At 69.2% G+C, this 21214-nt stretch carries 23 protein-coding genes and 2 pseudogenes; 17 read left to right on the top strand and 8 right to left on the bottom strand.

Translation table 11 applies throughout. From position 1 onward, the window contains the following. Window positions 1-255 precede the first annotated feature (255 nt). Window positions 256-2763 (top strand): DUF4118 domain-containing protein, encoded by a 2508-nt coding sequence (locus AB0B76_RS52795; protein WP_360392020.1) that lies wholly within the window; start codon window positions 256-258, stop codon window positions 2761-2763. A 511-nt stretch (window positions 2764-3274) separates the two neighbouring features. Further along, a complete protein-coding gene (locus tag AB0B76_RS52800; protein ID WP_360392078.1) occupies window positions 3275-3964 on the top strand; it encodes an IS6 family transposase in 690 nt (229 codons plus the stop codon). A gap of 11 nt (window positions 3965-3975) precedes the next feature. Here the strand turns inward: AB0B76_RS52800 and AB0B76_RS52805 are convergent. Continuing rightward, window positions 3976-4282 (bottom strand): annotated as a pseudogene (locus AB0B76_RS52805) (DDE-type integrase/transposase/recombinase); the annotation flags it as partial. A gap of 201 nt (window positions 4283-4483) precedes the next feature. On the opposite strand from AB0B76_RS52805, the gene AB0B76_RS52810 reads away from it, so the two are divergent. The 8 genes and pseudogenes from AB0B76_RS52810 (at window position 4484) to AB0B76_RS52845 (ending at window position 9158) form a co-directional block, all read left to right on the top strand. After that, a complete protein-coding gene (locus tag AB0B76_RS52810) occupies window positions 4484-4879 on the top strand; it encodes a GntR family transcriptional regulator (RefSeq protein WP_360392023.1) in 396 nt (131 codons plus the stop codon). After that, on the top strand, window positions 4876-5751 hold the full coding sequence (locus AB0B76_RS52815; RefSeq protein WP_360392026.1) for an ABC transporter ATP-binding protein: 876 nt from the start codon (window positions 4876-4878) through the stop codon (window positions 5749-5751). Before AB0B76_RS52810 ends, AB0B76_RS52815 begins: the two co-directional genes overlap by 4 nt. After that, window positions 5751-6722 carry a transporter gene (locus AB0B76_RS52820; protein ID WP_360392029.1) on the top strand — a complete coding sequence of 324 codons (972 nt, stop codon included), beginning with the start codon at window positions 5751-5753 and terminating at the stop codon, window positions 6720-6722. Before AB0B76_RS52815 ends, AB0B76_RS52820 begins: the two co-directional genes overlap by 1 nt. A 468-nt stretch (window positions 6723-7190) precedes the next feature. Further along, window positions 7191-7466 (top strand): hypothetical protein, encoded by a 276-nt coding sequence (locus tag AB0B76_RS52825; protein WP_360392031.1) that lies wholly within the window; start codon window positions 7191-7193, stop codon window positions 7464-7466. A gap of 64 nt (window positions 7467-7530) precedes the next feature. Beyond that, window positions 7531-7896: a hypothetical protein gene (locus AB0B76_RS52830; protein ID WP_360392034.1), complete on the top strand. Its 366-nt coding sequence runs from the start codon at window positions 7531-7533 to the stop codon at window positions 7894-7896. A 111-nt stretch (window positions 7897-8007) separates the two neighbouring features. After that, window positions 8008-8448 (top strand): hypothetical protein, encoded by a 441-nt coding sequence (locus tag AB0B76_RS52835; RefSeq protein WP_360392037.1) that lies wholly within the window; start codon window positions 8008-8010, stop codon window positions 8446-8448. Window positions 8449-8488: 40 nt separating this feature from the next. Next, window positions 8489-8752 (top strand): annotated as a pseudogene (locus AB0B76_RS52840) (transposase); the annotation flags it as partial. Window positions 8753-8969: 217 nt separating this feature from the next. After that, complete coding sequence (locus AB0B76_RS52845; RefSeq protein WP_360392084.1) at window positions 8970-9158, top strand: hypothetical protein; 189 nt, start codon at window positions 8970-8972, stop codon at window positions 9156-9158. 343 nt (window positions 9159-9501) lie between these two features. Here the strand turns inward: AB0B76_RS52845 and AB0B76_RS52850 are convergent, their stop codons facing one another. Continuing rightward, a complete protein-coding gene (locus AB0B76_RS52850) occupies window positions 9502-10008 on the bottom strand; it encodes a hypothetical protein (protein ID WP_360392039.1) in 507 nt (168 codons plus the stop codon). A gap of 195 nt (window positions 10009-10203) precedes the next feature. Beyond that, window positions 10204-12213 carry an AAA family ATPase gene (locus AB0B76_RS52855; RefSeq protein ID WP_360392042.1) on the bottom strand — a complete coding sequence of 670 codons (2010 nt, stop codon included), beginning with the start codon at window positions 12211-12213 and terminating at the stop codon, window positions 10204-10206. Between the two features lie 243 nt (window positions 12214-12456). On the opposite strand from AB0B76_RS52855, the gene AB0B76_RS52860 reads away from it, so the two are divergent. After that, window positions 12457-12702, top strand: a complete 246-nt coding sequence (locus tag AB0B76_RS52860; protein WP_360392045.1) for a hypothetical protein — start codon at window positions 12457-12459, stop codon at window positions 12700-12702. Between the two features lie 22 nt (window positions 12703-12724). On the opposite strand, the gene AB0B76_RS52865 is transcribed toward AB0B76_RS52860, so the two are convergent. The 3 genes from AB0B76_RS52865 to AB0B76_RS52875 all read right to left on the bottom strand — a co-directional run bounded on the left by AB0B76_RS52865 (window position 12725) and on the right by AB0B76_RS52875 (window position 14990). Next, a complete protein-coding gene (locus AB0B76_RS52865; RefSeq protein WP_360392047.1) occupies window positions 12725-13111 on the bottom strand; it encodes an ATP-binding protein in 387 nt (128 codons plus the stop codon). Window positions 13112-13817: 706 nt separating this feature from the next. Further along, on the bottom strand, window positions 13818-13919 hold the full coding sequence (locus AB0B76_RS52870) for a DivIVA domain-containing protein (protein WP_360392050.1): 102 nt from the start codon (window positions 13917-13919) through the stop codon (window positions 13818-13820). Window positions 13920-14027: 108 nt separating this feature from the next. Next, complete coding sequence (locus AB0B76_RS52875; RefSeq protein ID WP_360392052.1) at window positions 14028-14990, bottom strand: DJ-1/PfpI family protein; 963 nt, start codon at window positions 14988-14990, stop codon at window positions 14028-14030. A gap of 150 nt (window positions 14991-15140) precedes the next feature. On the opposite strand from AB0B76_RS52875, the gene AB0B76_RS52880 reads away from it, so the two are divergent. The 5 genes from AB0B76_RS52880 to AB0B76_RS52900 all read left to right on the top strand — a co-directional run bounded on the left by AB0B76_RS52880 (window position 15141) and on the right by AB0B76_RS52900 (window position 19001). After that, the gene (locus tag AB0B76_RS52880) at window positions 15141-16388 is read left to right on the top strand and encodes a YbfB/YjiJ family MFS transporter (protein ID WP_360392054.1); all 1248 of its coding nucleotides are present in this window, start codon (window positions 15141-15143) and stop codon (window positions 16386-16388) included. Further along, window positions 16280-16588, top strand: coding sequence for a universal stress protein (locus tag AB0B76_RS52885; RefSeq protein WP_360392056.1), 309 nt, complete (start codon window positions 16280-16282; stop codon window positions 16586-16588). Before AB0B76_RS52880 ends, AB0B76_RS52885 begins: the two co-directional genes overlap by 109 nt. Window positions 16589-16757: 169 nt before the next feature. Continuing rightward, complete coding sequence (locus AB0B76_RS52890) at window positions 16758-17519, top strand: aquaporin (protein ID WP_360392059.1); 762 nt, start codon at window positions 16758-16760, stop codon at window positions 17517-17519. Between the two features lie 867 nt (window positions 17520-18386). Beyond that, window positions 18387-18587, top strand: coding sequence for a helix-turn-helix domain-containing protein (locus AB0B76_RS52895; RefSeq protein WP_360392081.1), 201 nt, complete (start codon window positions 18387-18389; stop codon window positions 18585-18587). 36 nt (window positions 18588-18623) lie between these two features. After that, window positions 18624-19001, top strand: coding sequence for a cupin domain-containing protein (locus tag AB0B76_RS52900; protein ID WP_360392061.1), 378 nt, complete (start codon window positions 18624-18626; stop codon window positions 18999-19001). Between the two features lie 92 nt (window positions 19002-19093). On the opposite strand, the gene AB0B76_RS52905 is transcribed toward AB0B76_RS52900, so the two are convergent. Together AB0B76_RS52905 and AB0B76_RS52910 are read right to left on the bottom strand one after the other, a co-directional pair. Further along, the gene (locus tag AB0B76_RS52905; RefSeq protein WP_360392064.1) at window positions 19094-19393 is read right to left on the bottom strand and encodes a hypothetical protein; all 300 of its coding nucleotides are present in this window, start codon (window positions 19391-19393) and stop codon (window positions 19094-19096) included. Window positions 19394-19738: 345 nt separating this feature from the next. After that, window positions 19739-20554: an Ig-like domain-containing protein gene (locus AB0B76_RS52910; RefSeq protein WP_360392067.1), complete on the bottom strand. Its 816-nt coding sequence runs from the start codon at window positions 20552-20554 to the stop codon at window positions 19739-19741. Between the two features lie 65 nt (window positions 20555-20619). Here AB0B76_RS52910 and AB0B76_RS52915 point away from each other — a divergent pair, with 65 nt between their 5' ends. Continuing rightward, entirely contained in the window at window positions 20620-21156 is a 537-nt protein-coding gene (locus AB0B76_RS52915; protein ID WP_360392069.1) for a hypothetical protein, read from the top strand. Window positions 21157-21214 lie beyond the last annotated feature (58 nt).

Genomic DNA, 21214 nt, shown 5'->3' on the forward strand with positions numbered 1-21214 from the left:
GCAGGGCGGAGCGGTGCGTCAGATGCGATGCCACTCGCGCCCAGTGTGCACAGGCGGACACCCGGGCGTGCCTACAGCGGCCCTTCCGGGTAGACCACACGCTCGGTGTTCCGTGGCCGGTCCAGCACCCGGCAGGCGGCTTCATACTGGAGGTAACAGTTGCAACCGGCTGCCTGATCGGGGGCGACTGTCGGGCCCGCCCGATCGGTGGGCGGAACCGGTTCGCGTGGCGATTCCTGGTAGGGGGAGTCCTCGGTGACACGGGGCAGGTTGCGGGTCTACCTGGGTGCGGCGCCCGGGGTGGGAAAGACCTACGCGATGCTGGCCGAGGGACAGCGCCGCCGATCCCGGGGAACGGATGTCGTGGTCGGGTTCGTGGAACCACACGGCCGGCAGCTGACCGCGGCGATGGCCGACGGGCTCGAGGTGGTCCCCCGCCGTGAGTGCGACTACCGGGACGCCCGGTTCGCCGAGATGGATCTGGACGCGGTGCTGGCCCGGCACCCGCAGGTGGCCCTCGTGGACGAGCTGGCGCACACGAATGTCCCAGGTTGCCGGAACGCCAAGCGCTGGCAGGACGTCGAGGAGCTGCTCGACGCCGGCATCGACGTGGTCACCACGCTCAACATCCAGCACCTCGAGTCACTCAACGACGTGGTGCGCCAGATCACCGGCGTCACCCAGCAGGAGACGCTGCCGGACGAGGTGGCGCGACGCGCGGAGCAGGTCGAGCTGGTCGACATGACCCCGGAGGCGTTGCGCCGGCGGATGGTGCACGGCAACGTCTATCCTCCAGACCGGATCGAGGCGGCGCTGACCCACTACTTCCGACCCGGGAACCTGACCGCGCTGCGGGAGCTGGCGTTGCTGTGGGTGGCCGATCGGGTCGAGGAGGGCCTGCAGCGGTACCGGGCCGAGCACGGCATCGCCACTGGCTGGGAGACCCGCGAGCGAATCCTGGTAGCGCTCAGCGGCGGGCCCGAGGGCGAGACCCTGATCCGGCGGGCGGCCCGCATCGCGGAGCGCATGCGGGGCGCCGAGCTGCTTGCCGTGCACGTGCTGCCGTGTGACGGGCTGGCCTCGGGCAGCCATCCGGCGCAGGCGGCGCAGCGGGCGCTCGTGGAGTCGCTGGGCGGTCGTTACTACCAGATCGTCGGTGACGACATAGCCAAGGCGATACTCCAGTTCGCCCAAGCCGAAAACGCCACGCAAGTCGTGTTGGGGGCCAGTCGCCGAGGGTGGCCGGCGTCGGCGTTGACCGGCGAAGGGGTGGGTGCCCGGGTCACCCGCTTGTCCGGACCGATTGACGTGCACATGGTCACGCACGAGCACGCGGCCGGCCCGCCCGCACTGCGACTGCCAGGCGCCGGCCGGGGGTTCGGTGTGCGCCGGTACCTGGCCGGCGTCGCCCTGGCAGTTCTGCTGCTGCCCGCCTTCACCCTGATCGGACTGCAGGGCCACTTCACGCTCTCCAGCGTCCTGCTTGGCTACCTGCTGCCCGTGATCGTGGTGGCGCTGGCCGGAGGGCTGTACCTGGCGCTGCCGACAGTGGTGGCGGGCACCCTGCTGGCCAACTACTACTTCACGCCCCCACTGCACAGTCTGACCATCGCCAGACCCGACGATGTAGTGGCGCTGTCCGTCTTCGTCGTCGTCGCGGCGATCGTCAGCTGGGCGCTCGAGACCGCGATGCGGCAGACCCACCGCGCCGCACGCGCGTCGGCAGAGGCCGGCGCGCTCAGTACGCTGGCCGGCGCCGAGCTGGGCGGGCCCAATCTGCCGGCCCTGCTGGAACAGGTACGGCAACTGTTCGGACTGGACGCGGTCAGCCTGCTCGACCGGGGATCCGCAAGCGGCCTCGGACAGAGCTGGCACGTGCTGGCGTCGTCCGGCGACCGGCCACCGGAACAGCCCGCCGAAGCCGACACCAGCGTCCCGGCCGGGCAGACACTCACCCTGGCCGGGCGAGGCCGCGCCCTCGGCGACAGCGACCAGCGGGTACTGGTGGCCTGCGCCGTCCAGATCGCCGCCTGCCTGGATCGCCAGCAGTTGGCCGAACGCGCCGCCGACGCCGACCAGCAGATCGCCGCCGATCGCGCGCGTACCACGATGCTGCTGGCCACCCAGCGGGAACTGCAGGCGCCCCTGGCGCAGATACAGGACACGCTGGACCGGCTCGCAACCCAGGAGTCGCTCAGCGCAGGACAGCGACACGAGCTAGCCGCCACCGGCCAGGCCAGCCTTGCCCGCATCGCAACCTGCCTCACCGACCTCCAGAACCTGGGCCAGGCACGCGCGGGAGCGCTGGACATCCACCTCCGTCCCGTTGAGCTCGACGATGTCCTCTCTGCGGCGCTCGACGATCTCGGGCCGGGGGGACACGACATCGTCATGGACACCCCCGAAGACCTGCCGGACGTCATCGCCGACGCCAACCTGCTCACCCGCGCGGTCACCAGCCTCGCGACCAACGCCCTGGACCGCAGCTGGCGCACCGCGCCGGCCACGGTGACCGTGAGCGTGCTGCCCCACAACCTCGCGATCAACATCATCGATCACTGCATCCGGATGCCGGTCCCGCTTGAACCTTGCCCCCCGGACATGGCGCGCGAGCCCATCGGCCCAACCCCGGACGGCAGTCTTCCTGTGCGCACCGCGCGGGCGCTCACCGAAGCCATGGGCGGCACTCTGCACTGCCATAACACCCCCGGCGGCGGACTCACCATCAGCCTGACGCTGCCCAGGACCGCCATCCGCTCCTGACATGCCCGAAGCACGGGGTCACCCGTCGGCAGGCACGCTCGGCCGTTGCCTTGGGCGTCGGCGGCCCTTCGCGGCGGCGCAGCGATGCTCAGGCTGCCTGATACCTCGGCCAGTCCACCAACTTGACGGCCGGCGGCGGCGTGGCGGTGGGCTGGCGGAACAGGTGTGCGGGGCAGGCTCATGTGGGTGAGCACCGCCGGGACCACCGTAAGAGCCTTCACCAGAAACGTCGCCGCTGCGCGGCCCGAACGGGGAATGTTGGATCAAGTGGCGAATACGCCCGCAGCGACGGCCCCGCCTGCCGGGTCGCGACCGGACCAGACCGAGTGGAGGGACCGTTCTTCCGGTGCCGCACGCTGATGAAGCCGCTCGAGCCGAACAGGATCGCCGCAACGGGACCATAGCGGTCCCGGCCGGCGCTGAGCTGTGCCAGCGGGCACCGTTGCATTGAGCGTTGGCAGGATCGAGGCAGACTTGAGCAGTGAAGTCGCCGACCCGACCTGATCCGTGGCTGCCTCCGAAGTCGGCGTTCGCCGGGTTTCGGTTTCCGCCGGATGTCATCGTCGTCGCCGTGCGCTGGTATCTGCGGTTCAACCTGTCCTATCGAGACGTTGAGGAACTGCTGGTCGAACGCGGCGTGGAGGTCGATCACGTGACGGTCTACCGGTGGGTGCAGCGATTCACCCCTTTGCTGGCCGACGCGGCCCGGTTCTGCCGCCATTCACCGGGCGACACATGGTTCGTCGATGAGACGTACATCAAGCTCAACGGGGTCTGGTGGTACGTGTACCGGGCGGTCGATCAGTACGGGCAGGTCATCGACGTGCTCGTGTCGGCGCGCCGGGACACCGACGCGGCGCGAAGGTTTTTCCGCCGAGCGCTGTCGGTATTGAAGGTGACGCCCACCGAGGTGATCACCGACGCCGCCGCGGTCTACCCCGGCGTCCTAGACGAGCTGATCCCGTCGGCGTGGCACCACGTCGAGCGGTACGCCAATAATCCGATCGAGGCTGATCACAGTCGACTGAAGTACCGGTTGAGACCGATGCGCGGGCTGCGTACGGACAACACAGCGCAGGTGATCATCGCCGGACACGCCTTCATGCAGAACCTTCGACCCGGCCACTACGAACTCGCCGGCGACGCCCCGCCGGCTACGCGAGTCGCCGCTGCGTTCATCGAACTCGCCCACGCGATCTGACCGCGGACCCGACGCGGGTTCAACGCGTCCGCCGATCCCACAACGCAACGGCGCCCGTCGATGACCTGGCCGTGCTGGTCGACGGCCCGGTACACATACCGCCAGACACCGTTGACCTTCACATAGGTCTCGTCCGTGAACCACCTGTCACCCGGGTGCGTGCCGGCTGAACCGGGCCGCGTCGGCCAGCAGCGGGGTGAAGCGTTGGGCCCGGCGGAAGACGGTGACGTGGTCGGCCTCGGCACCACGTTCAATGAGGAGTTCTTCGACGTCGCGGTAGGAGAGGTTGTACCGCAGGTAGAGCCCGACGGCAACCATGATGACGTCGGGTGGAAACCGGAACCCGGCGAACGCCGACCGCGGCGGCGGGGACGGACGCCGACGGTCCGAGAGCTTCACCGTTCAAGCCTGCCTGACCAGGGCAACGCTCAATGCAACGGACCCCAGCGCCGTACTTGACAGCTCCCGAGCTTTACCCCTTTACTAGGGAGATAGTAAAGGAGCGGAAGGCGGGCCGTCTTGTTCGTGTTCAGGCTCGACAGCAGGTCGGGGGTGCCGCCGTACCGGCAACTGGTGCACCAGGTGCGGCAGGCGGTCCTTATGGGGTATCTGCGGCCTGGTGACCGGCTGCCGCTGATCCGTGAGGCAGTCGAGACCCTGGCCATCAACCCCAACACCGTCGCCAAGGCCTACCGCCAGCTGGAGCAGGAAGGCCTGGTGACGGGCCGCCCGGGGCAGGGCACCTTCGTCAATGACGTGGCGTCCGCGGCGATCCCGGCGGAGGACTACACCTCGCTGCGCCAGGACATGGAGGCGTGGCTCAGGCGTGCCTACGCGGCAGGCCTTGACGAGCACGCGGTCACCGCCCTGTTCACCACCATCCATCAAGAAACCAGGATCGAGGCCGTCTCATGACAGATGCCCTTTCCGCCAGCGGCCTCTGCAAGCGCTACCGCTCGACATGGGCGTTGCGCGAGTGCGACCTGGCGCTACCGGCTGGGCGGGTGATCGCTCTGGTCGGCCCGAACGGCGCCGGCAAGACCACGCTGTTGCGGCTGACCGTTGGCCTACTCTCGCCGACCTCTGGCTCGATCGAGGTATTCGGCTCCTCGCCCACCACCAACACGCCACAAGCGTTGGCGCGCATCGGTTTTCTGGCCCAGGAGCACCCACTCTACCGGAGTTTCACCGTCGCCGATCTCTTGCACTTCGGTGCCAGCCTCAACATCCGGTTCGACCGCCCGCTGGCAGAAAAGCGGCTTGCCTCGCTTGATATCCCGCTCAACCGCAAGGCGGGCGCGCTCTCCGGCGGACAGCAGTCACAGGTCGCCCTGGCGCTGGCCCTGGCCAAGCGCCCAGACCTGCTGGTGCTGGACGAGCCACTATCCAGTTTGGACCCCGTGGCGCGGCGTGAATTCCTGCAGACCCTGATGGGCGCGGTGGCACAGGACGGGATCACCGTCCTGTTCTCCTCCCATGTCGTACACGAGCTGGAACGGGTCTGCGACTACCTGGTGGTGCTCAACAACGGCCGCATAGCCATCGACGATGACATCGAAACACTGCTCGAAAGGCACAAGATCCTCACGGGACCACGCTCCGATGTGCACGATCCGATGTTGGGCGCGGTCATCGAAGCCACTCATAGCGACCGGCACACCTCGCTGCTCGTGCGCGACGGCGCCGCGATCGAGGGATGGCAGGAACAGCCGGCTGGGCTGGAAGACGTCGTCCTGGCGTACCTGCGTGGTGGCGTGGCGATGGACCGGACGAAGGTGGCCGCGTAATGATCTGGATGACCTGGCGGCAACACCGCGCCGAAATGCTTGTCCTGGCGGGGATTGTGGCTGTTGCTGGGCTGATCCTGCTGATGCAGGGGCTCTCCATACGCGGGCTGTTCCCCGACGGCACGGCGGCCTGCGCCAACTCCGACGTCACCAGCGGGGACAGCTGCGCGCAGGCCCTGAGCAAGCTCAGCGACGGTTACGGTCACCCCGAACCGATTTCCTTCCTGGCCACGCTGATGCCGTTCGTGATCGGTGCGTTCCTGGGCGCGCCCCTGCTCGGCCGCGAGTTCGAGGCGGGCACCTGGCAACTGGCGTGGACGCAGGCAGTGCCGCGGCTGCGGTGGCTGGCCGTGAAAGTCACGGTGCTGGCTGGGCTGACCGTGCTGCTCACCCTGGCGTTTTCCGCCATGGTCACTTGGTATCGGGCGCCCGTGGACACGTTCGGTGGAAGGCTGGGCCAGGTCGGGTACGAGGTCGAAGGCGTGGCGCCGGTCGCCTATGCCCTGTTCGCCTTCGCCGTGGCCACCGTGGCCGGGGTGTTGCTGCGGCGCAGCCTCGCCGGGTTGGCCGTGGCCGCGGCGGCGTTCGTGACGGCGCGGATTGCCGTAGCCAGCTTGGCCCGCCCGAAGTTCGCCTCGGCCATGACTGTCCTTCAGACGATCCAGGACAAAGGGCCAGGCGAGACCAGAGGCACCGGCAACGCCGGCGACTGGGTGCTCGATACGGCCTTCATCGACTCGTCGGGCCACAAACTCAGCACAGCCACGCTGGACAAGCTGTCCGGCGATGCCGCCAACGCCGGGGTCAGCATCCCGGCCTACTTCCAGCAGCAAGGGATCCATCGCGCGGTGAGCTACCAACCCGGCGACAGGTTCTGGCATTTTCAGTGGATCGAGTCCGGGCTCTATGTCGGCGCGGCCCTCTTGCTTGTCGCCCTGGTGGTCTGGCGAGTCAGGCGGCGCAGCCTCTAGTCAGGTTGCTTCTGAAGTGACGATCGCCCCTGACGAAAGTCGGGGCGATCGACACTTTGGGCTTCCGCTGCGAGCAGCGCTATCGCAATCGCCATCCGATGCCCCGGCCATGCAGGAAGCGGACGCCGCGATGATCACCGCGAAGCCGGTCGAGACCCGACGTGCCGGTTGCCAGCTCCGGTCACGACTGAGGCCAGATAAGCCGGGCTTCTCGACCACTTGGAGATCGCTTGGGACCACGAACCCGAAGGCTTCTTGCTTCCATCCGGCCACTACTGTCCGACTTCCTGCTGTGCCTCCTGTATCCAGGAAGGCATGATCGGAGCTCGGTGGTGATCAAGTTGACGTCTGCGTCGACATGCAACGGCCCCACGTCGCGAACATGTTCGCGACGTTTCTATCCAGCTCAGAGCCAACTCAACACCAAAGGCGGTCGGTAAGATCGAGCAGGACCAGCACCGTTGCATCGTGCTCCGCGAGCACGAGCACCCCGGCTTCGATCCGGTCGCGCCGCAGTTCATCGCCGACACCGTGCGCAGTGCGCTGCGGCTCGGCTACCACGTCGTGCTCGAGGGCATCCTCCACGCCGAGCACTACGCGGCCGTGCTGCGCCAGCTCATCGCCGAGCACCCGGGACCGAGCCACGTCTTCTACCTCGACCTCCCCCTTGCCGAGACGTTGCGCCGTCACCAGGCCCGCGCCGCGACGGTCGCCTTCATCGCCGCGGACATGGCCGGCTGGTAGCTATTAATTGAACCAGATCTAGAGTTTTTGCAGGTCAGCGCTAGTTCTGTTAGCTTCCTCCGCCATGCAGGACGTGGAAGATCGTCGGGATCTGTCGCTACTCGTGGTGCCGGACGTCGGCCGCTTGATGGAGACCAACAACGAGTGCGAGCCATACTGTTTGTTCGACCGCGACGGGCTGTCGGTCGAGCCGGCGGCATTGTTCTTCGCCGAACTGCAGGCGTCGGGCCGATCGCGGTCGACGATCCGGTCATACGGCAACGTCTGCTGCGGTGGTGGCGGTTTCTGGCAGCGGTCGCGGTGGGTCGGGACCGCGCGACATCGTCGGAGGCTCGCGATTTCGCACGGTGGATGCAGTTGGCGGGCAGGCCGGTCCGCGTGCATTGGCGGCATCGAGGGCGGGGGACGTTGTCTGCGGGCAGTGGTGTGAAGAGCCGCTCCGGTTCCGGCGGCAGGTATCCGCCGGCGACCAGAGCGCATGCCGAGACGGTGCTGCGGGGCGTTCTACGACTTGCACCTGATGGCTGGCCACGGCCCGCTGATGAATCTGTTTCCGTTGGACCGGCTCAGGCGTGGCCGGCGGACGAACGAGCATCACAACCCGCTCGAGCCGTTCCGGCGCGAGCGGAAGGGCCGGTATCGGCCCAGGGTTACGCAACAGCTTCCGAAGCGGATTCCGGACGAGCAGTTCAACACGATCTTCGCCGACTTGAAGTACCGCCGGGACCGCGCGTTGCTGGCGTTCTGGGTCTCGACGGCCGCGCGGGCAGAGAAACTCCTGACAGCGAGCCAGGGCTTGGTCAAACCAGGCGATCAGCTTGTCGGGGTGATCCGCAGGGGCAGTCAAGCGCTGCAGCATCTGCCGGCCTCACCGGACGCGTTCGTCTGGCTGCGGCTCTACCAGGAGCAGTTGTGGGCGGGTGGAGGACCGCGTGGCCGGGACGAGGCGTTGTGGCTAACAAGTCCTCATAGAATGATCTAGGGACTTCCGTCCTTTGTGGACAGTGATCGATGTGTCGACTATGCGGAAGGGCGGACAGCCACCATGGGCGGTGCCGGACGGATTGTGGGAGCGGATCGAACCGCTGCTACCCCAGCACCCGCGCCGGTTCCGCAACCCCGGGCGGAAACGGGTGCCGGACCGGCAGGTGCTGTGCGGGATTCTGTTCGTGCTGTCCACGGCGATCCCGTGGGAGTTCCTACCGCAGGAGTTGCGTTTCGGCTCCGGGATGACCTGCTGGCGGCGGCTGGCCGAGTGGCACGAGGCCGGCGTCTGGCAACGCCTGCGGAGAGCACGAGACACCCCCGCAGACGCCGTGGTCGTCGACTTCTCCCACCGCTCCGACGCGTACACCGAACGCCCGTTCCAGGTTCTGGCCGAACTGCGGGATCTCCCGCTGCCTCCAGGACAGCTCGTCCTCCCCCTCCCTCGTCGGCGAACGCGACGGGGATCCGGGTACGGCCGGCAGCTCCACGTGCTTCATCGCCGTCGATGGGACGGCCGTGCCCGGGCGGCTCCCACCCGAACGGGCCGTAGCCGACGGACGTCTCGCCGATCGCGGCGACCGATCATGTGCAATCGTCGCGCCCGACGCCGACACGACCCACTGCCCGCTCGCGAGCGGCCAGCCCACCGTCGACGTCGTGGCGGCCTTCGCCGAGGTGTTGACGACGGTGACGGTGGCGATCTAGCCGCCGGTCGTCCCGCTGCCGCCGCTGCGCGTCGATGTGCGCCATGGCCCCGCACCCGCCTTCCGATGCGGGAACGGTCGCCGCGCTCCTGGCGAATACCGGGGTCACGATCGCGACTTCTCGCGCGACAGCGAAACGTGGGCGGAGACCATCGTGGTTTCGTTCCCCTGGGAGCACCCGGCCTCCGGAATCGAGGCGCACTGGCTTCGCACGGCGTGGTACCGCCGCCGCCTCGAACGCCCGATCGCCTGGGCGGGCCAGCGCACGATCCTGCATTTCGGCGCCGTCCACCACGCTGCGACGGTCTGGTCAACGGCTCACTCGCGGCGTCGCACACCGGCGGCTATCTCCCCTTCGAGGCCGGCGTGACCGACCTGCTCGACGCCGACGGCGCCGGTTCGCTGGTCGTGCGTGTCGACGCGCCGGTCGACAAGCGCTTCATCCCGCACGGCAAGCAGCGCAGCCTCCCCTCCGGCCGGCTCCGCTCCTCCGCGGCGCCGCCGTGCTCCAGCCACTGATACAGATAGCTGAACTGGCGGTCGAGCTCCATCGGGAGCCGGTCCGCGGTCGGCACCGCAATGCCGAGCTCGCGCAGCGACTCCAGGCCGAGCCCGATCGCCTCGACGTAGCGGTTGCGATGGGTCAGGCTGCGCGCCTGCACCGCCCTCGCGGCCACGCGGTGCACGCCGCTGGAGCACAGTCCTTCGATCGTGCGGCGGTACTCCTCGTCCGCCTCGTCCAGCCGCCCGAGGCTGTACAGGGCGGCGTGCCGGCCGGTGTGCACATCGACGAGCGCGGTGGTCTCCTCCGGGTCGACCAGCCGCAGCGCGGCCGCCAGCAGCCGGTTCACCCGCGAGTACTCCCCCGATCATCGTCGCCTGGTCGGCGGCGCGGCGAAACAGCTCCACCGCGCGGCGCCGCTCCGCCGGGTCGTCGACCGCGTCGATCACCTGCAGGTACTGCTCCGCCGCGACCGCGAACAGCTCCGCCACCGCCGCCAGCCGGCGCGCCATCGCCAACTGCAGGTCGCCCCGCCGGTGCGGATTCACGCCGCGCAGACCGTCTCGCGGATCCGGTCGTGGCGAAACAGCACCGCCTCCCGCGCCCCGGGCTCCACCACCAGCAGCCCCTTGTCGAAGGCGGGGGCCAGCCGCTGCTCCACCACGTCGGCCGGCTCGCCGACGGCGGTCTGCAGCACGCTCGGGTCGGCTCGCCCGCCGAGGCACGCCATCGCCTCCAGCATCCGCCGCGACTGTGCCGGCATCGCATCGACCCGGCCCGCCGGCAACCCGGCAGCGTCCGGCCGGCCCAGGTAGGCGCGCACCTCCGCCGCATCCCACCGCCAGCCGGCCTCCGCCGTCAGCACACCGTCGCGGCGCAGAGTGTTGAGCAGCTCCACCGTCTCGTACGGGTTGCCGGACGTGTGCGGACCGATCGCCTCGCCCAGGCTCGCCGCCGCGGCCTTGTCCACGTGGAGCATCTCCGCGACCATGACGATCGTGCCGGCCACCGGCAGGTTGCCCAGCCGCAGGTCCCGCACCTGCGGCTGCTCACGCCACCGGGACCGCACCGCCGCCAGCGGCTGCGCCGCCTCCGCGTCGCCTTCGCGGTAGGCGCCCACCAGCAACAGGCCCTCGACCGGCTCCGCGGTCAGCATCAGGTCCACGAAGCCCAGCGGCGTCCGCCCCGCCCACTGCAGGTCATCGACGAACATCACCACGGACCGCTGTCGTGAGGCGACCGCGCGGATCACGTCGAAGGCCACGCGCTGCACCCGCGCCTGCGCGGTCAGCGGATCCCCCGGATCGGGCGGCACGCCCAGCAGCGCCGCGAACTCCGGCAGTACCGCGGTCAGCAGGGGCGCGTTCACGCCGGCCGCCGCCACAATCCGCTCGCGGACCGCGGCCAGTTCGTGCTCCGGCTCGGCGAGCAGCAACCGGCCCAGCGCCCGGAAGCTCTGATGCATCGCGTCGAACTCCAGGTCCCGCCGGTACTGGTCGAACTTGCCCGCCACGAACCAGCCGTCCCGGTCCGTCACCACCGGCCGTAGGTGATCGACAAGCACGGTCTTGCCCACCCCCGGCGCCCCGCTGATCAGCACCCCGCGACACCGGCCCGCGAGCGCCTCCTCGAACGCCGCCTCCAGCGCCGCCCCTTCCGCATCGCGCCCCACCAGCCGCGACGGCGGTAACAGCCGCAACGGGACATCGCGCTCGCCGATGCGCAGCGCCACCGCCCCGGCGCGCGGGCCGGCGTCACGCAACCGCTGCAGGTCGTGGACCAGGCCCTGCGCGGTCTGGTACCGGCCGTCCGGCTCCTTCTCCAGCAGATGCATGATGATCTCGGACAACGGCGCCGGGACGGCCGGGTTCACCCGGATCGGCGGCACCGGCACCCGAGCCAAGTGATCATGCGTGAGCCGCAACGGGTCGCCCCGACCGAACGGCGGCGCACCCGTCGCCAGCTCGTACAGCGTCGCGCCCAACGCGTACACATCGGCCCGCTGATCCACCGACCGGCCGGTGCGCCCGGTCTGCTCCGGCGCCATATACGCCAGTGTCCCCACGCTCTCGGTGTAGTGCGTGAACCCGGGACGAAGCTCGGCAAACGGCGTTGCCAGCGCGAAATCCACAAGGAAGGGCGCGCCGTCGCGGGAGATCACGATGTGCGTCGGCGCGATGTCCCGGTGCATCACGCCCCGCCGGTGCATCCCGGCCACCGCGCCGGCCAGTTCCACCGCGAGCCGGATCAGGTCGTCGGCCGTCATCGGCTTCGCCAGCTCGGCCAGGCTGGCGCCGCCGACATCCTCCACGAGGACCGACCCCGGGCACTGCGGCGCCTCCACCAACTGCGCGACACCGCGTACACCACGCAGCCGCCGCAGGATCGCCGTCTCGTGCCGCGCCTGCCGCCGTGCGTCCGGCCCCAGAGACTCCTTACGGACCACCGCGCGCCCGGCGACCAGCTGCCGAGTGACACGCGTGCGCTCACTGTCGTACAGGATCTCGCCCCGGTCAGGTGGATCGCGGCCAGGCGGCGCTCCGCCGTCCGCCATCGACACCTCCACGCGCGATCGCACTCACCTCAAAGCGTACTGAGCACCGAGGTCCGGTTTCGCAATCCGGCGTGTGGGACCGCGGCCCGCGGCGGGTGAGGCCGGCATGGGGGGCAACCGGTATCCGCGGGTGCGGAAACCGGCAGCCGGACAATGCAGGTGGCGGCGAGGTCCCCCGCATCGGTACGAGAGACCGTGGAATCACCAGCCCACAGCCCACCACGAACGAACAGGTGATCCGCCATGACGACGCACACAGTCGACCCGGTGCTGTGCATGGCACTGTTCGTCTCCGACGCCTCGCAGACGTCCAACCTGGACAACAGCGCCATCCGCGACACCGCCACCGGCACGCTCGACCGGCTCGGCCCGGACGAGTGCTACGCCCGCGCCGCCGAGGTCTTCGGCGACCACCCCGAGCTGGCGGTCGGCCGCATGGCGTGGGCGCGCGAGACGTGCTCCCGGGCGATGACCCTCGCCGCCGTCTGACCGGCGACGCGCCGGGCGCCGGTCACCGGGGGCATTTCGGCCTGCAGTACCGCAAGGACCGTGGTTCCGCGGCCCTGCAGACCCCGGGATTGATGCGCAGTTCGCTGGTGAGCTGCCGGCACAGCCAGAGCCCGCGCCCGCCGTCGGTGTGGGCCGGGTCGAGCCGGGTGTGACCGAGGGTGAGGTCGCCGATCCCCGGCCCGTCGTCGCTGACCCGGCAGTACAGCACCGTCTCGCGGTGCCACAGCTGTAACCGGCCGCGTCCGGCGCCGTGCCGGACGCTGTTGGCGGCCAGCTCCCCGGCCACGATCAGCGGGTTGTCGATCTGGTCCTTGTCCGCGGTGATCTCGCCGGCGTGCGCGGCCAGGGCGGCCCGCAGCTGGTACAGGCCGTCCAGGTCGAACGTCACGTCCATGTCCGTCGCGTCGGGGCCGGCGTCGATGGGCCGGCCTCTTCAGGCAGCCTTGCCTGTTTGCCACGGCGGGTGCGGCCGGAGTGACCCTGACCATCAAGTAGCCGGGCAGCTGCTTGCCGGCTAACCGGCGCTCACAGCTGCGCCCACGCAATCGGTGCTAACCGTAGTGGACGGGTCGCATTCGTGACTCGGTCCGTCCCTTGACTTGTCTTTATGCCGGAGGACGACATGCCGACCGTCGCGGAGCTCGGCAGAGTTGTGGCCGGGCGGCCAACCGCGAGCTCTTAGGAGAACAACTGCGCCAACTTCGGCTGGCCAAGAATCTCGACCCCGGCGCCGCGGGCCGACGCATCGGGCGCCGGCAGGCCAAAGCCCTTCCGTGGCACCAGGTCCCGACCGGCGACACCACCCACAACCGCAGCCACGGCCGCGACGAGATCCGCCGTCTGCAGGTCATCACCGTGACCGGCCTCCGGTGGCGCTGTTGCGTTAGGGATCGATGGACGCGTCGAACTCATCGTCGTTCCGAGGTCGGATCGCCCTGGCGAGTTCGGCAAACGCCGTAGCGACCCGCGTTGTCGGCGGGGCGTCGACGGCGAGTCCGTAGTGGCCGCAGGCAGTGGTCGACCTCCCGGCGGTTGTACCCGCGCAGGGCCACCCGGAAGCTGACCGCCTGGGCGTCGGCCCGAGCCCTGACCCGTCAGTTCGGCCCGCTGGACGCGATGGCGTCATTGGCCGTCTGGACGACCTTGTCGACCTCGGCCCGATCGTAACCACGGAACTCGCTCGTGAACTGTGTCATACCTGCTCGTGTGCACCTTTCCCAGCATGATGCACTCAAGCTGCTCGATCGGCGCTGACGACCTGGTGGCCGTGATATGCCTGACCTGACCGACGGTCGAGGAGGGCGTCACTCGCGATTCCGGACCACACCGGTGCCGGTGGAGGCGAACCGCGCTCGGTAGGCCGCTGGTGTGACGCCGAGTTCGGCGAGGAACGCGCGGCGCAGGGTCTCCGCCGAGCCGAGGCCGGTGCGGCGGGCCACCACGTCGAGTGGGTCGGTTCCGGTCTCGAGCATCGTTTTGGCGGCTTCGACCCGGACTCGGGCGACGTACGCCGCCGGCGTGGTGTTCAGTTCGTCGCGGAACAGCCGGGTGAGATGGCGGGGACTCACACCGGCCCGGCTGGCCATCGCGGCGAGCGTGTGGTTGCCCGCCGGGTCCTCGGCGATCGTGTCGAGTAGGCGGCGCAACGGTTCCAAGCGTGGCCGGCCCGCCCGCAGGCGCACTGAGAACTGCGACTGGCCGCCCGGCCGGGCCATGAACACGACCAGGTGCTTGGCAACCAGCCGGGCGGTCTCGCCGCCCAGGTCTTCCTCGACCAGCGCGAGCGACAGGTCGATGCCGGCGGTGATGCCGGCCGATGTGATCACCCGGCCGTCCCGGACGAAGATCGCATCAGGGTCGACGTCGATGCTCGGGAACGCGCGCGCGAGGGTATCCGTCAGGCTCCAGTGGGTGGCGGCCCGCCGACCGTCCAGCAGGCCGGCGGCGGCCAGGGCAAACGCGCCGGCGCACACCGAGGCGGTACGCCGGGCCGCGCCTGCCAGCCGCTTGACCTGCGCAAGCAATTCGCGGTCGGCAATGCTGGCCGACCAGTCGGGCGAACCCGGAACGATGAGGGTGCCGATGGGGCCGGTCACGTCGGTCAGGGCCGCGTCGGCGCCCAACCGCAGGCCGCCGGTTGCCCGTACGTCGCTGCCGCCAGGACTGGCGGTGCGCAGCCGGTAGGGCCCGCCGTACTCGTTAGCGATGGCGAACACCTCGAGCGGACCGGTGACGTCGAGCAGCCTGACGCCGTCGTACAGGACCATCAGGACCGGATGGGACCTCACCCGCCAACTGTTGCTCGGGGTCTCATGGCATGTCCAGATCTGTGGGTGGTATGGCAGAAAGGACGGCGATAGTCGCTGCCGACGATGGCATTGACACCCCATGTGAGCCCCGCAAACAAGGAGTGCCAAATGTCGGTGAATGCAGCACCCGCCCGCGCCGCCGGTCGTGGCGTGCCGGAGCCGCTGGTCGCGCTCGGCCTGGCCGCTGGACCGGTCGTCGCCCTCGGCTTCACCCGGTTCGCTTACGCCTTGCTGCTGCCCGCGATGCGCGAGGACCTGTCCTGGAACTTCGCCGCCGCCGGCGGCATGAACACCGCCAATGCCATCGGGTACGTCCTCGGTGCACTGTCGGCCGCCTGGTGGGCCCGCCGGGTCGGCAGCCGCGCCGCGTTCGGCTGGAGCATCGCGATCAGCGCCCTGATGCTGCTGCTGTCCGGGATCACCGGCGGGTACATCGCGCTGGCCACCTTCCGCTTCCTCGGTGGCATCTCCACCGCGGTGACGTTCGTCGTCGGCTCCGCGCTCGCGGCCCGCGTGCATACTCGCGGCCACCCGCACCGGTCGGCCCTACTCGTCGGGCTGTACATGGCCGGCGTCGGCGTCGGGGTCGTCGTGGCCGGCCTCGCCGTACCCGCTGCAATCTCGTTGTTCGGATCGTCCGGGTGGCGACTCGGCTGGCTGGCGATGGGCGTACTGGCTCTCCTCGCCCTCGTGCCCGCGATCTGGGCCGTCCGGCAGGTAGCTGAGCAGCGCCCGTCGCCCGCCGGCGTCTCCGCCCGGACCGGTCTGCGTGCGCTGGCGCCGACCTTCGTCTGGTACCTGCTCTTCGGCGCCGGCTATGTGGCGTACATGACGTTCGTGATCGCGCTGCTGCATGCGCAGGGCCTGGGTACCGGTGCGGAAGCGATCTTCTTCGTGGTCCTGGGACTCGCGTCGTCCGTCGGCACCCTGGCCGTGTGGGGCCGGGTGATCGGCCGGCTGCGTGGCGGGCACGCACCCATGTTCGTCAGCGTCGTCGTCCTCGCCGGTGTGCTGCCCGTACTGGTATGGCACGGCATGGCCGCGGCGATCATCTCCGCGATCATCTTCGGCGGCACGTTCATGGCCGGGCCGACCGCGGCCACCATCCTCGCCCGCCGGGCGCTGCCACCGCACGGCTGGACACACGGGATCGCGCTGCTCACGGTCGCCTTCAGCCTCGGCCAGGCGTTCGGCCCACTGGTGTCCGGACTGCTGTCGGACCGGGCCGGCGGCATCACCCAAGGGCTGTGGCTCTCGGTGATCCTGCTCGCGCTCGCCGCCGTCGCCGCGTTGATCCAACGGGAGCCCGTGCTCGCCTCGAAACCCGAACCCGTCACCGCAGTTGCGGGCCGCTGACAGCCACCAAGGAGAGACATCGCAGCAACCGGAGAGGCCACGCCGTCGATGACGACACCGCGCGGACAATTGTCTGTACTGCCATTTCGGCCGGTGCCGGCCTCGTCGTACTCGGTCCGCACCACCGCCGAGGGCTCGCCGCGTGGCTGGACGGCAGCGTCAGCGTTGACGTCTTACACCTGCCGGCGAAGTTGCCGTGACAACGGTGTCCGAGCGAGGTGGCGACCACCCGCCGCCTCGCCAAGACACCGAGCGCACGCAGGTCGCGTCTACCCCTGCGCCACGTGCTGGTACAGGCATGTATGGATCGGCATGAACTCTCGCTTGCTGGGCATTCTAGGCCCAAGTTTCCAAGGGAAAGTCACGAGAATGCATCGCCGGGCATGGGCAAGCGAATTCATCGGTACAACCATCCTGCTGTTCGTGGAAGTGATCGTGGTCCGACTGCTGTTCGAACCCGACTCGGCAATCGCGCAACGAGTGCCTGGCCTGCCCGCGCGGCTGGCCCTGATCGGCCTGGTCACGGCCGCCCTGCTCGCGCTTCTCATCGTCTCGCCGATCGGCCAGAGCTCAGGAGGTCACTTCAACCCGGCCGTCACGGTCACCCTCTGGCTGGTGCGCGGCCTCCCCGGCCGCGACGCGGTGGCCTTTGTACTTGCGCAACTCCTGGGCTCGGTGGCTGGCGTGCTGCTGGCCCGGGCGGCTCTCGGATCCGTCGTCGCGCACCCGCACGTGAACTACGCCGTGATCCAGCCGGCCCGGGGATGGTCTGACGTCTCAGTCTTCATCGGGGAGGCGGTCTCCATCACTGTCCTGATGACTGCCGTCATGCTGTTTCTGACCCGTCCTGCCATGGTGCGCTGGACGCCCGCCGTCGTCGCGATCGCGGTCGGTGTGCTCATTGTCGTGGGCGGGTTGACCAGCGGAGGATGCTTCAACCCGGCCCGGCAACTGGGCCCGGCTCTCCTTGCCCGGCAATGGGAGCACCTATGGGCATACCTCATCGGTCCGGTCGCAGGCAGCGTGATAGTCGGCACCGTGTTCCGGATGACAGGCCGAGAACGACCGATAACCTGCGGCCTTTGTGGTCATCCGCCTGCGGATTTGCCTCCCGCGGGCTCGCGACGGTAGCCCGCGGGAACGACATCGTGCCTTTGACCAATACCTCGGCTTGTGGGCGGGCGAAGCCGACGGCCCAAGAGTGATGCCATCGTCGTCGACAGTGGTGACTGGCGGTCTTCACCGCAGCAGCCGGCGGCGTCGGCGCACCGCTGAAAAACGGTCATGACAGGGCCCTGAGCTGTTGGAATGTGGTTCGGGATCTGCCAATTCGGTCCACTGGTGCGTCCCCCTGCGCGTTCGTGATGAGCGGACGATGCATTGCGCGATCCCGCCAGGTCAAACCCCGCGCGGCGGTTGGTCGGACGGCCGCGTTGTCCCGCCGCCCACGCCTCTTCCGCGCGGTCTGTGCGGCTGCCTGGGAGATGAAGCCGCCGCGGCGCACCTGGACCGCCCGGCCGGACAGTTCCCGCACGTAGCAGCGGTAGTGCCGGCTGCCGTGCCCCCGCTCGAGAAAACCGGGTACACCGTGCGCCCGACCGACGACCAGTCACCGCGTCGCGACACCCGCACTGCTTGAACACGCCCGACATCGCCACCGCAACCTCCCCAACGGCCCCGGAATCTCCCGGGCCCGGCCTTGATGACCGAGGACGGGTAGCCGATAACCCCATCGGGTGACGCGCAGCGGTACGCATCGCGGCTTAAATCCGCGCACTACTCGTCATGCGAAGGACAGCTCGACGAGGCTGATCCGGGCGCGCTGGGCGCGGAGATAAGCATCTGCCGTACGTACGGACCAATGTGCCGACGCAGCACGCCGGCCATCGGCCGCTCAAAGTTCCTCAAGCCGCGGGTAGGTTGGTCTGTAGGGGTACAGGACCGGCTGAGGTGCTCGGGGCGAGCCGTCATACCAATGTTTTGCATGCGCGTCCTGCGGTGGACGCGGTCGGGAAAGCGCAGATCAGGAAGCTGGCAGAGGCCTGGCACGCCCCGGCCGACTGGGTCCAGCGGGCCAGGATTATCACATTGAGCAGGGCCGAGCTGCACACGACGGCGATCGCGGCGGAGCTGGGCTGTCACCCGAAGACAGTGCGTGTTTGGCTCGGCGACCACCGCGGACACCGAGCAGAGAGGTGAACCGACATGACCATCGCAGACAATCGGAGCACCTCCGTGCTCACCACGCTCTACGAGCGGCAGTTGTCGACCGTTCCGCAACCCGTCGACGTGATGACCCTGCTGGTCGAGATCCCGGCCGGCGGCAAGGGCCTTCCGCCGCACAAGCACTCTGGCCCAGTGTTCGGATACATGATCGAAGGCGAGATGCTCTTCGAGCTGGAAGGGGAGCCCGAACGGGTCATCAGGGCCGGCGAGCCGTTCTTCGAACCAGGCGGCGACGTCATCCACTACCAGGACCGCAATAACCTGCCTGACGCGACCAGCCGCTTCGTCGTCGTCATGCACTGCGTGCCCGGCCAGCCCATGCTCACCTACGTCGACGACGACGAGCTCGAACGCCGCCGCGACCGCCGCGCCCCACGCCCGCAGTAGTCGCACGACGTGTCGAGCAGTTCGCCGCCGCAGTCGCCGACGACGACATGATCATCAGCACACACGCGCAAGTGCTGTCGGGAGATGCCGGATCATGCCATGACTGCCGAGCACACATCGAGCAGGCACATGTGATCGTGTAGGAACCGGGAGTACTCGACGAGGTAGCCGTAGTCCTGGCGGAGGAAGAACGCGAACCGCTCCCCGGGCAGGGTGTCGTCGGCCAGGCCGTGGACGAACCATTCCAGCCGCCAGACCGACTGGTGCCAAGCTCGAGCCGCCATCACCACGTCCGGAGTGCCGAGCAGAAGTAGCTTCTCCCACTTGGCCTCGCGATCGCTCGCTGCGCGGTCCAGTTCGGCGATCCCGCGCGCCGGATCGATCGGCTGCATCTCGTGGTTGAGCCCACGGGCCGCGACTATCCGGGCGGCAGCCGAGAAGACGCGCTTGACGGTCTGCTCCTACGTCGCGTAGGCCTGTAGTCGATGTTCGTCCAGGCGAACCGCCTTCTCACGACGCGCACGTGACTGCTCGCTCAACCCCTCCGACCAGGCACGAGCCGCCCGCGCCACCAACGGAAACGACTCGGGCTGTTCCGGCAAAGGGAATCGGTGGGGATGGTATGACAACAAAGATCGTGGGTGCCGGGTAGCCCGAGTACCTGACACCCTCGGGCTACCCGGCTGTTTCGGGAGGATCGTTCGCGGCCGGCCGCGTGACGCGAGATCAGCTGATGGTCAGGGCGATGGCGTGAACGGGGCCGTTGCCCCAGTCGATCTGCAACTCGTAGGCACCCGGGGCGAGCCGTCGCCGGCCAGCGGTGGCCCCACCCCGCCGAACCGGCACTTGGGTGTGATCGTGACCAGGGCGGATTCCGACGTTTGCACGCCGGCACTGGTTGCTGTGACAGTGACCCGTACGTGCCCGGTCCTGGTCGCGGTCAGGACTCCCGCCGAGGTGACGCTCGCTCCGGCGGTGTTGGTGTCCATCGGGGCGATCTGGTAGCTGTACGTCGTTGTCGGGTTGGCCGGGAACACACTTGCGGACAGCTTTGTCCCCAAGGATGCCTGGTCGAGCGTGACTTCCCGGTCACCGAAGTCGACCCGCGACGTGTAAGCGTTCGGGAACGCCGAGCCGGTGGCGTCCGGTGCGCCGGAGGTCACCACGACCGGGAACGTGGTCGACTTGCTCTCCCCGTTGGCGGTGGCCTTGGCCGTGATCAGAACGGCGCCGGTGGACACGGGCTTGACCGAGCCGCTGGCGTCGACCGTCGCGACCGCCGGGTTGGAGGAGGTGTACTTCACCTTGAGCGCCCGATCGGAAAAATCCCAGAACGTCATGTCGTGCTTGGTGACCGACGGTTGGGCGTTGATCCGGTTGTCGGGGGTGTCCAGGCTCAACTCGGTGGCGTCCGGCTGGGCCGAGACCACCTCGACGCCGGCCGTGCGGTGTCCGGTCACCCGCAGGCTCACCGACTTCAGGTCCGCGTCGGCCGAGCTCGGACCAGCCAGGATGGTCCAGTCGCCCGCGGGGAACACCTTTTTGTGCTTCACGTCGTCCCAGAACCACAGGTCACCGGCGCGACGCCCGGCCCCGACGGCCGGCGATCGACGCGTATGTGCCCCAGGTCGTCGCCGCTGCCGGACCGGGCGCGCGCTGGGCCAACGGCACCTACTGGCAGCGCATGGCGAAGGTGTGGGCCGGACGGCCGCTCGACGAGATCACCGCCATCGAGCTCGAGGCCATGCGCCTGACCGTCGTCGCCGGCGCCCGCAACCGCCGCAACAGCCGCCACGGCCGCTACGCCGGTGAACTGCTCGTCGCCGCCGCCCGCGCCTACTACAACCGCGCGATCGCCGACGGCCACATTGATCCCGCGGCCAGCCCCGCCCACCGCGTCCGCAAACCCCGCCGCCTGCCCAGCACCCGCCGCGCCCTGACCCCGGACGAACTCACCGCCATCAACCAGGTCGCCCGGACGACCGGCAACGACACCGTCCTCGACGCCCTGCTGCTGCGGCTGGATACCGAGACCGCCTGCCGCCGCGGCGGCGCCCTCGGCCTGCGGCTGCAGAACCTCGACGCGACCGCGGCCTCCTGCTGCTCCGCGAGAAGGGCGGGCGCCGTTGCGTTAGCTCATCGGGAGGCGCGTTGAGCCAAGAGCGCCGGTCCTTAGCCTTAGATGGCGGCGGCGAGCTCGCCGAACGCCGCGG

The organism is Dactylosporangium sp. NPDC049140, assembly GCF_040648435.1.

What these genes read in the sequence shown, in the direction of transcription:
- AB0B76_RS52815 (WP_360392026.1), top strand. Translation starts at nt 4,876, where the DNA reads ATGACAGATGCCCTTTCCGCCAGCGGCCTCTGCAAGCGCTACCGCTCG.
- AB0B76_RS52820 (WP_360392029.1), top strand. Translation starts at nt 5,751, where the DNA reads ATGATCTGGATGACCTGGCGGCAACACCGCGCCGAAATGCTTGTCCTG.
- AB0B76_RS52830 (WP_360392034.1), top strand. Translation starts at nt 7,531, where the DNA reads ATGCAGGACGTGGAAGATCGTCGGGATCTGTCGCTACTCGTGGTGCCG.
- AB0B76_RS52835 (WP_360392037.1), top strand. Translation starts at nt 8,008, where the DNA reads ATGAATCTGTTTCCGTTGGACCGGCTCAGGCGTGGCCGGCGGACGAAC.
- AB0B76_RS52855 (WP_360392042.1), bottom strand. Translation starts at nt 12,213, where the DNA reads ATGGCGGACGGCGGAGCGCCGCCTGGCCGCGATCCACCTGACCGGGGC.
- AB0B76_RS52860 (WP_360392045.1), top strand. Translation starts at nt 12,457, where the DNA reads ATGACGACGCACACAGTCGACCCGGTGCTGTGCATGGCACTGTTCGTC.
- AB0B76_RS52870 (WP_360392050.1), bottom strand. Translation starts at nt 13,919, where the DNA reads ATGACACAGTTCACGAGCGAGTTCCGTGGTTACGATCGGGCCGAGGTC.
- AB0B76_RS52875 (WP_360392052.1), bottom strand. Translation starts at nt 14,990, where the DNA reads ATGGTCCTGTACGACGGCGTCAGGCTGCTCGACGTCACCGGTCCGCTC.
- AB0B76_RS52880 (WP_360392054.1), top strand. Translation starts at nt 15,141, where the DNA reads ATGTCGGTGAATGCAGCACCCGCCCGCGCCGCCGGTCGTGGCGTGCCG.
- AB0B76_RS52890 (WP_360392059.1), top strand. Translation starts at nt 16,758, where the DNA reads ATGCATCGCCGGGCATGGGCAAGCGAATTCATCGGTACAACCATCCTG.
- AB0B76_RS52905 (WP_360392064.1), bottom strand. Translation starts at nt 19,393, where the DNA reads ATGCAGCCGATCGATCCGGCGCGCGGGATCGCCGAACTGGACCGCGCA.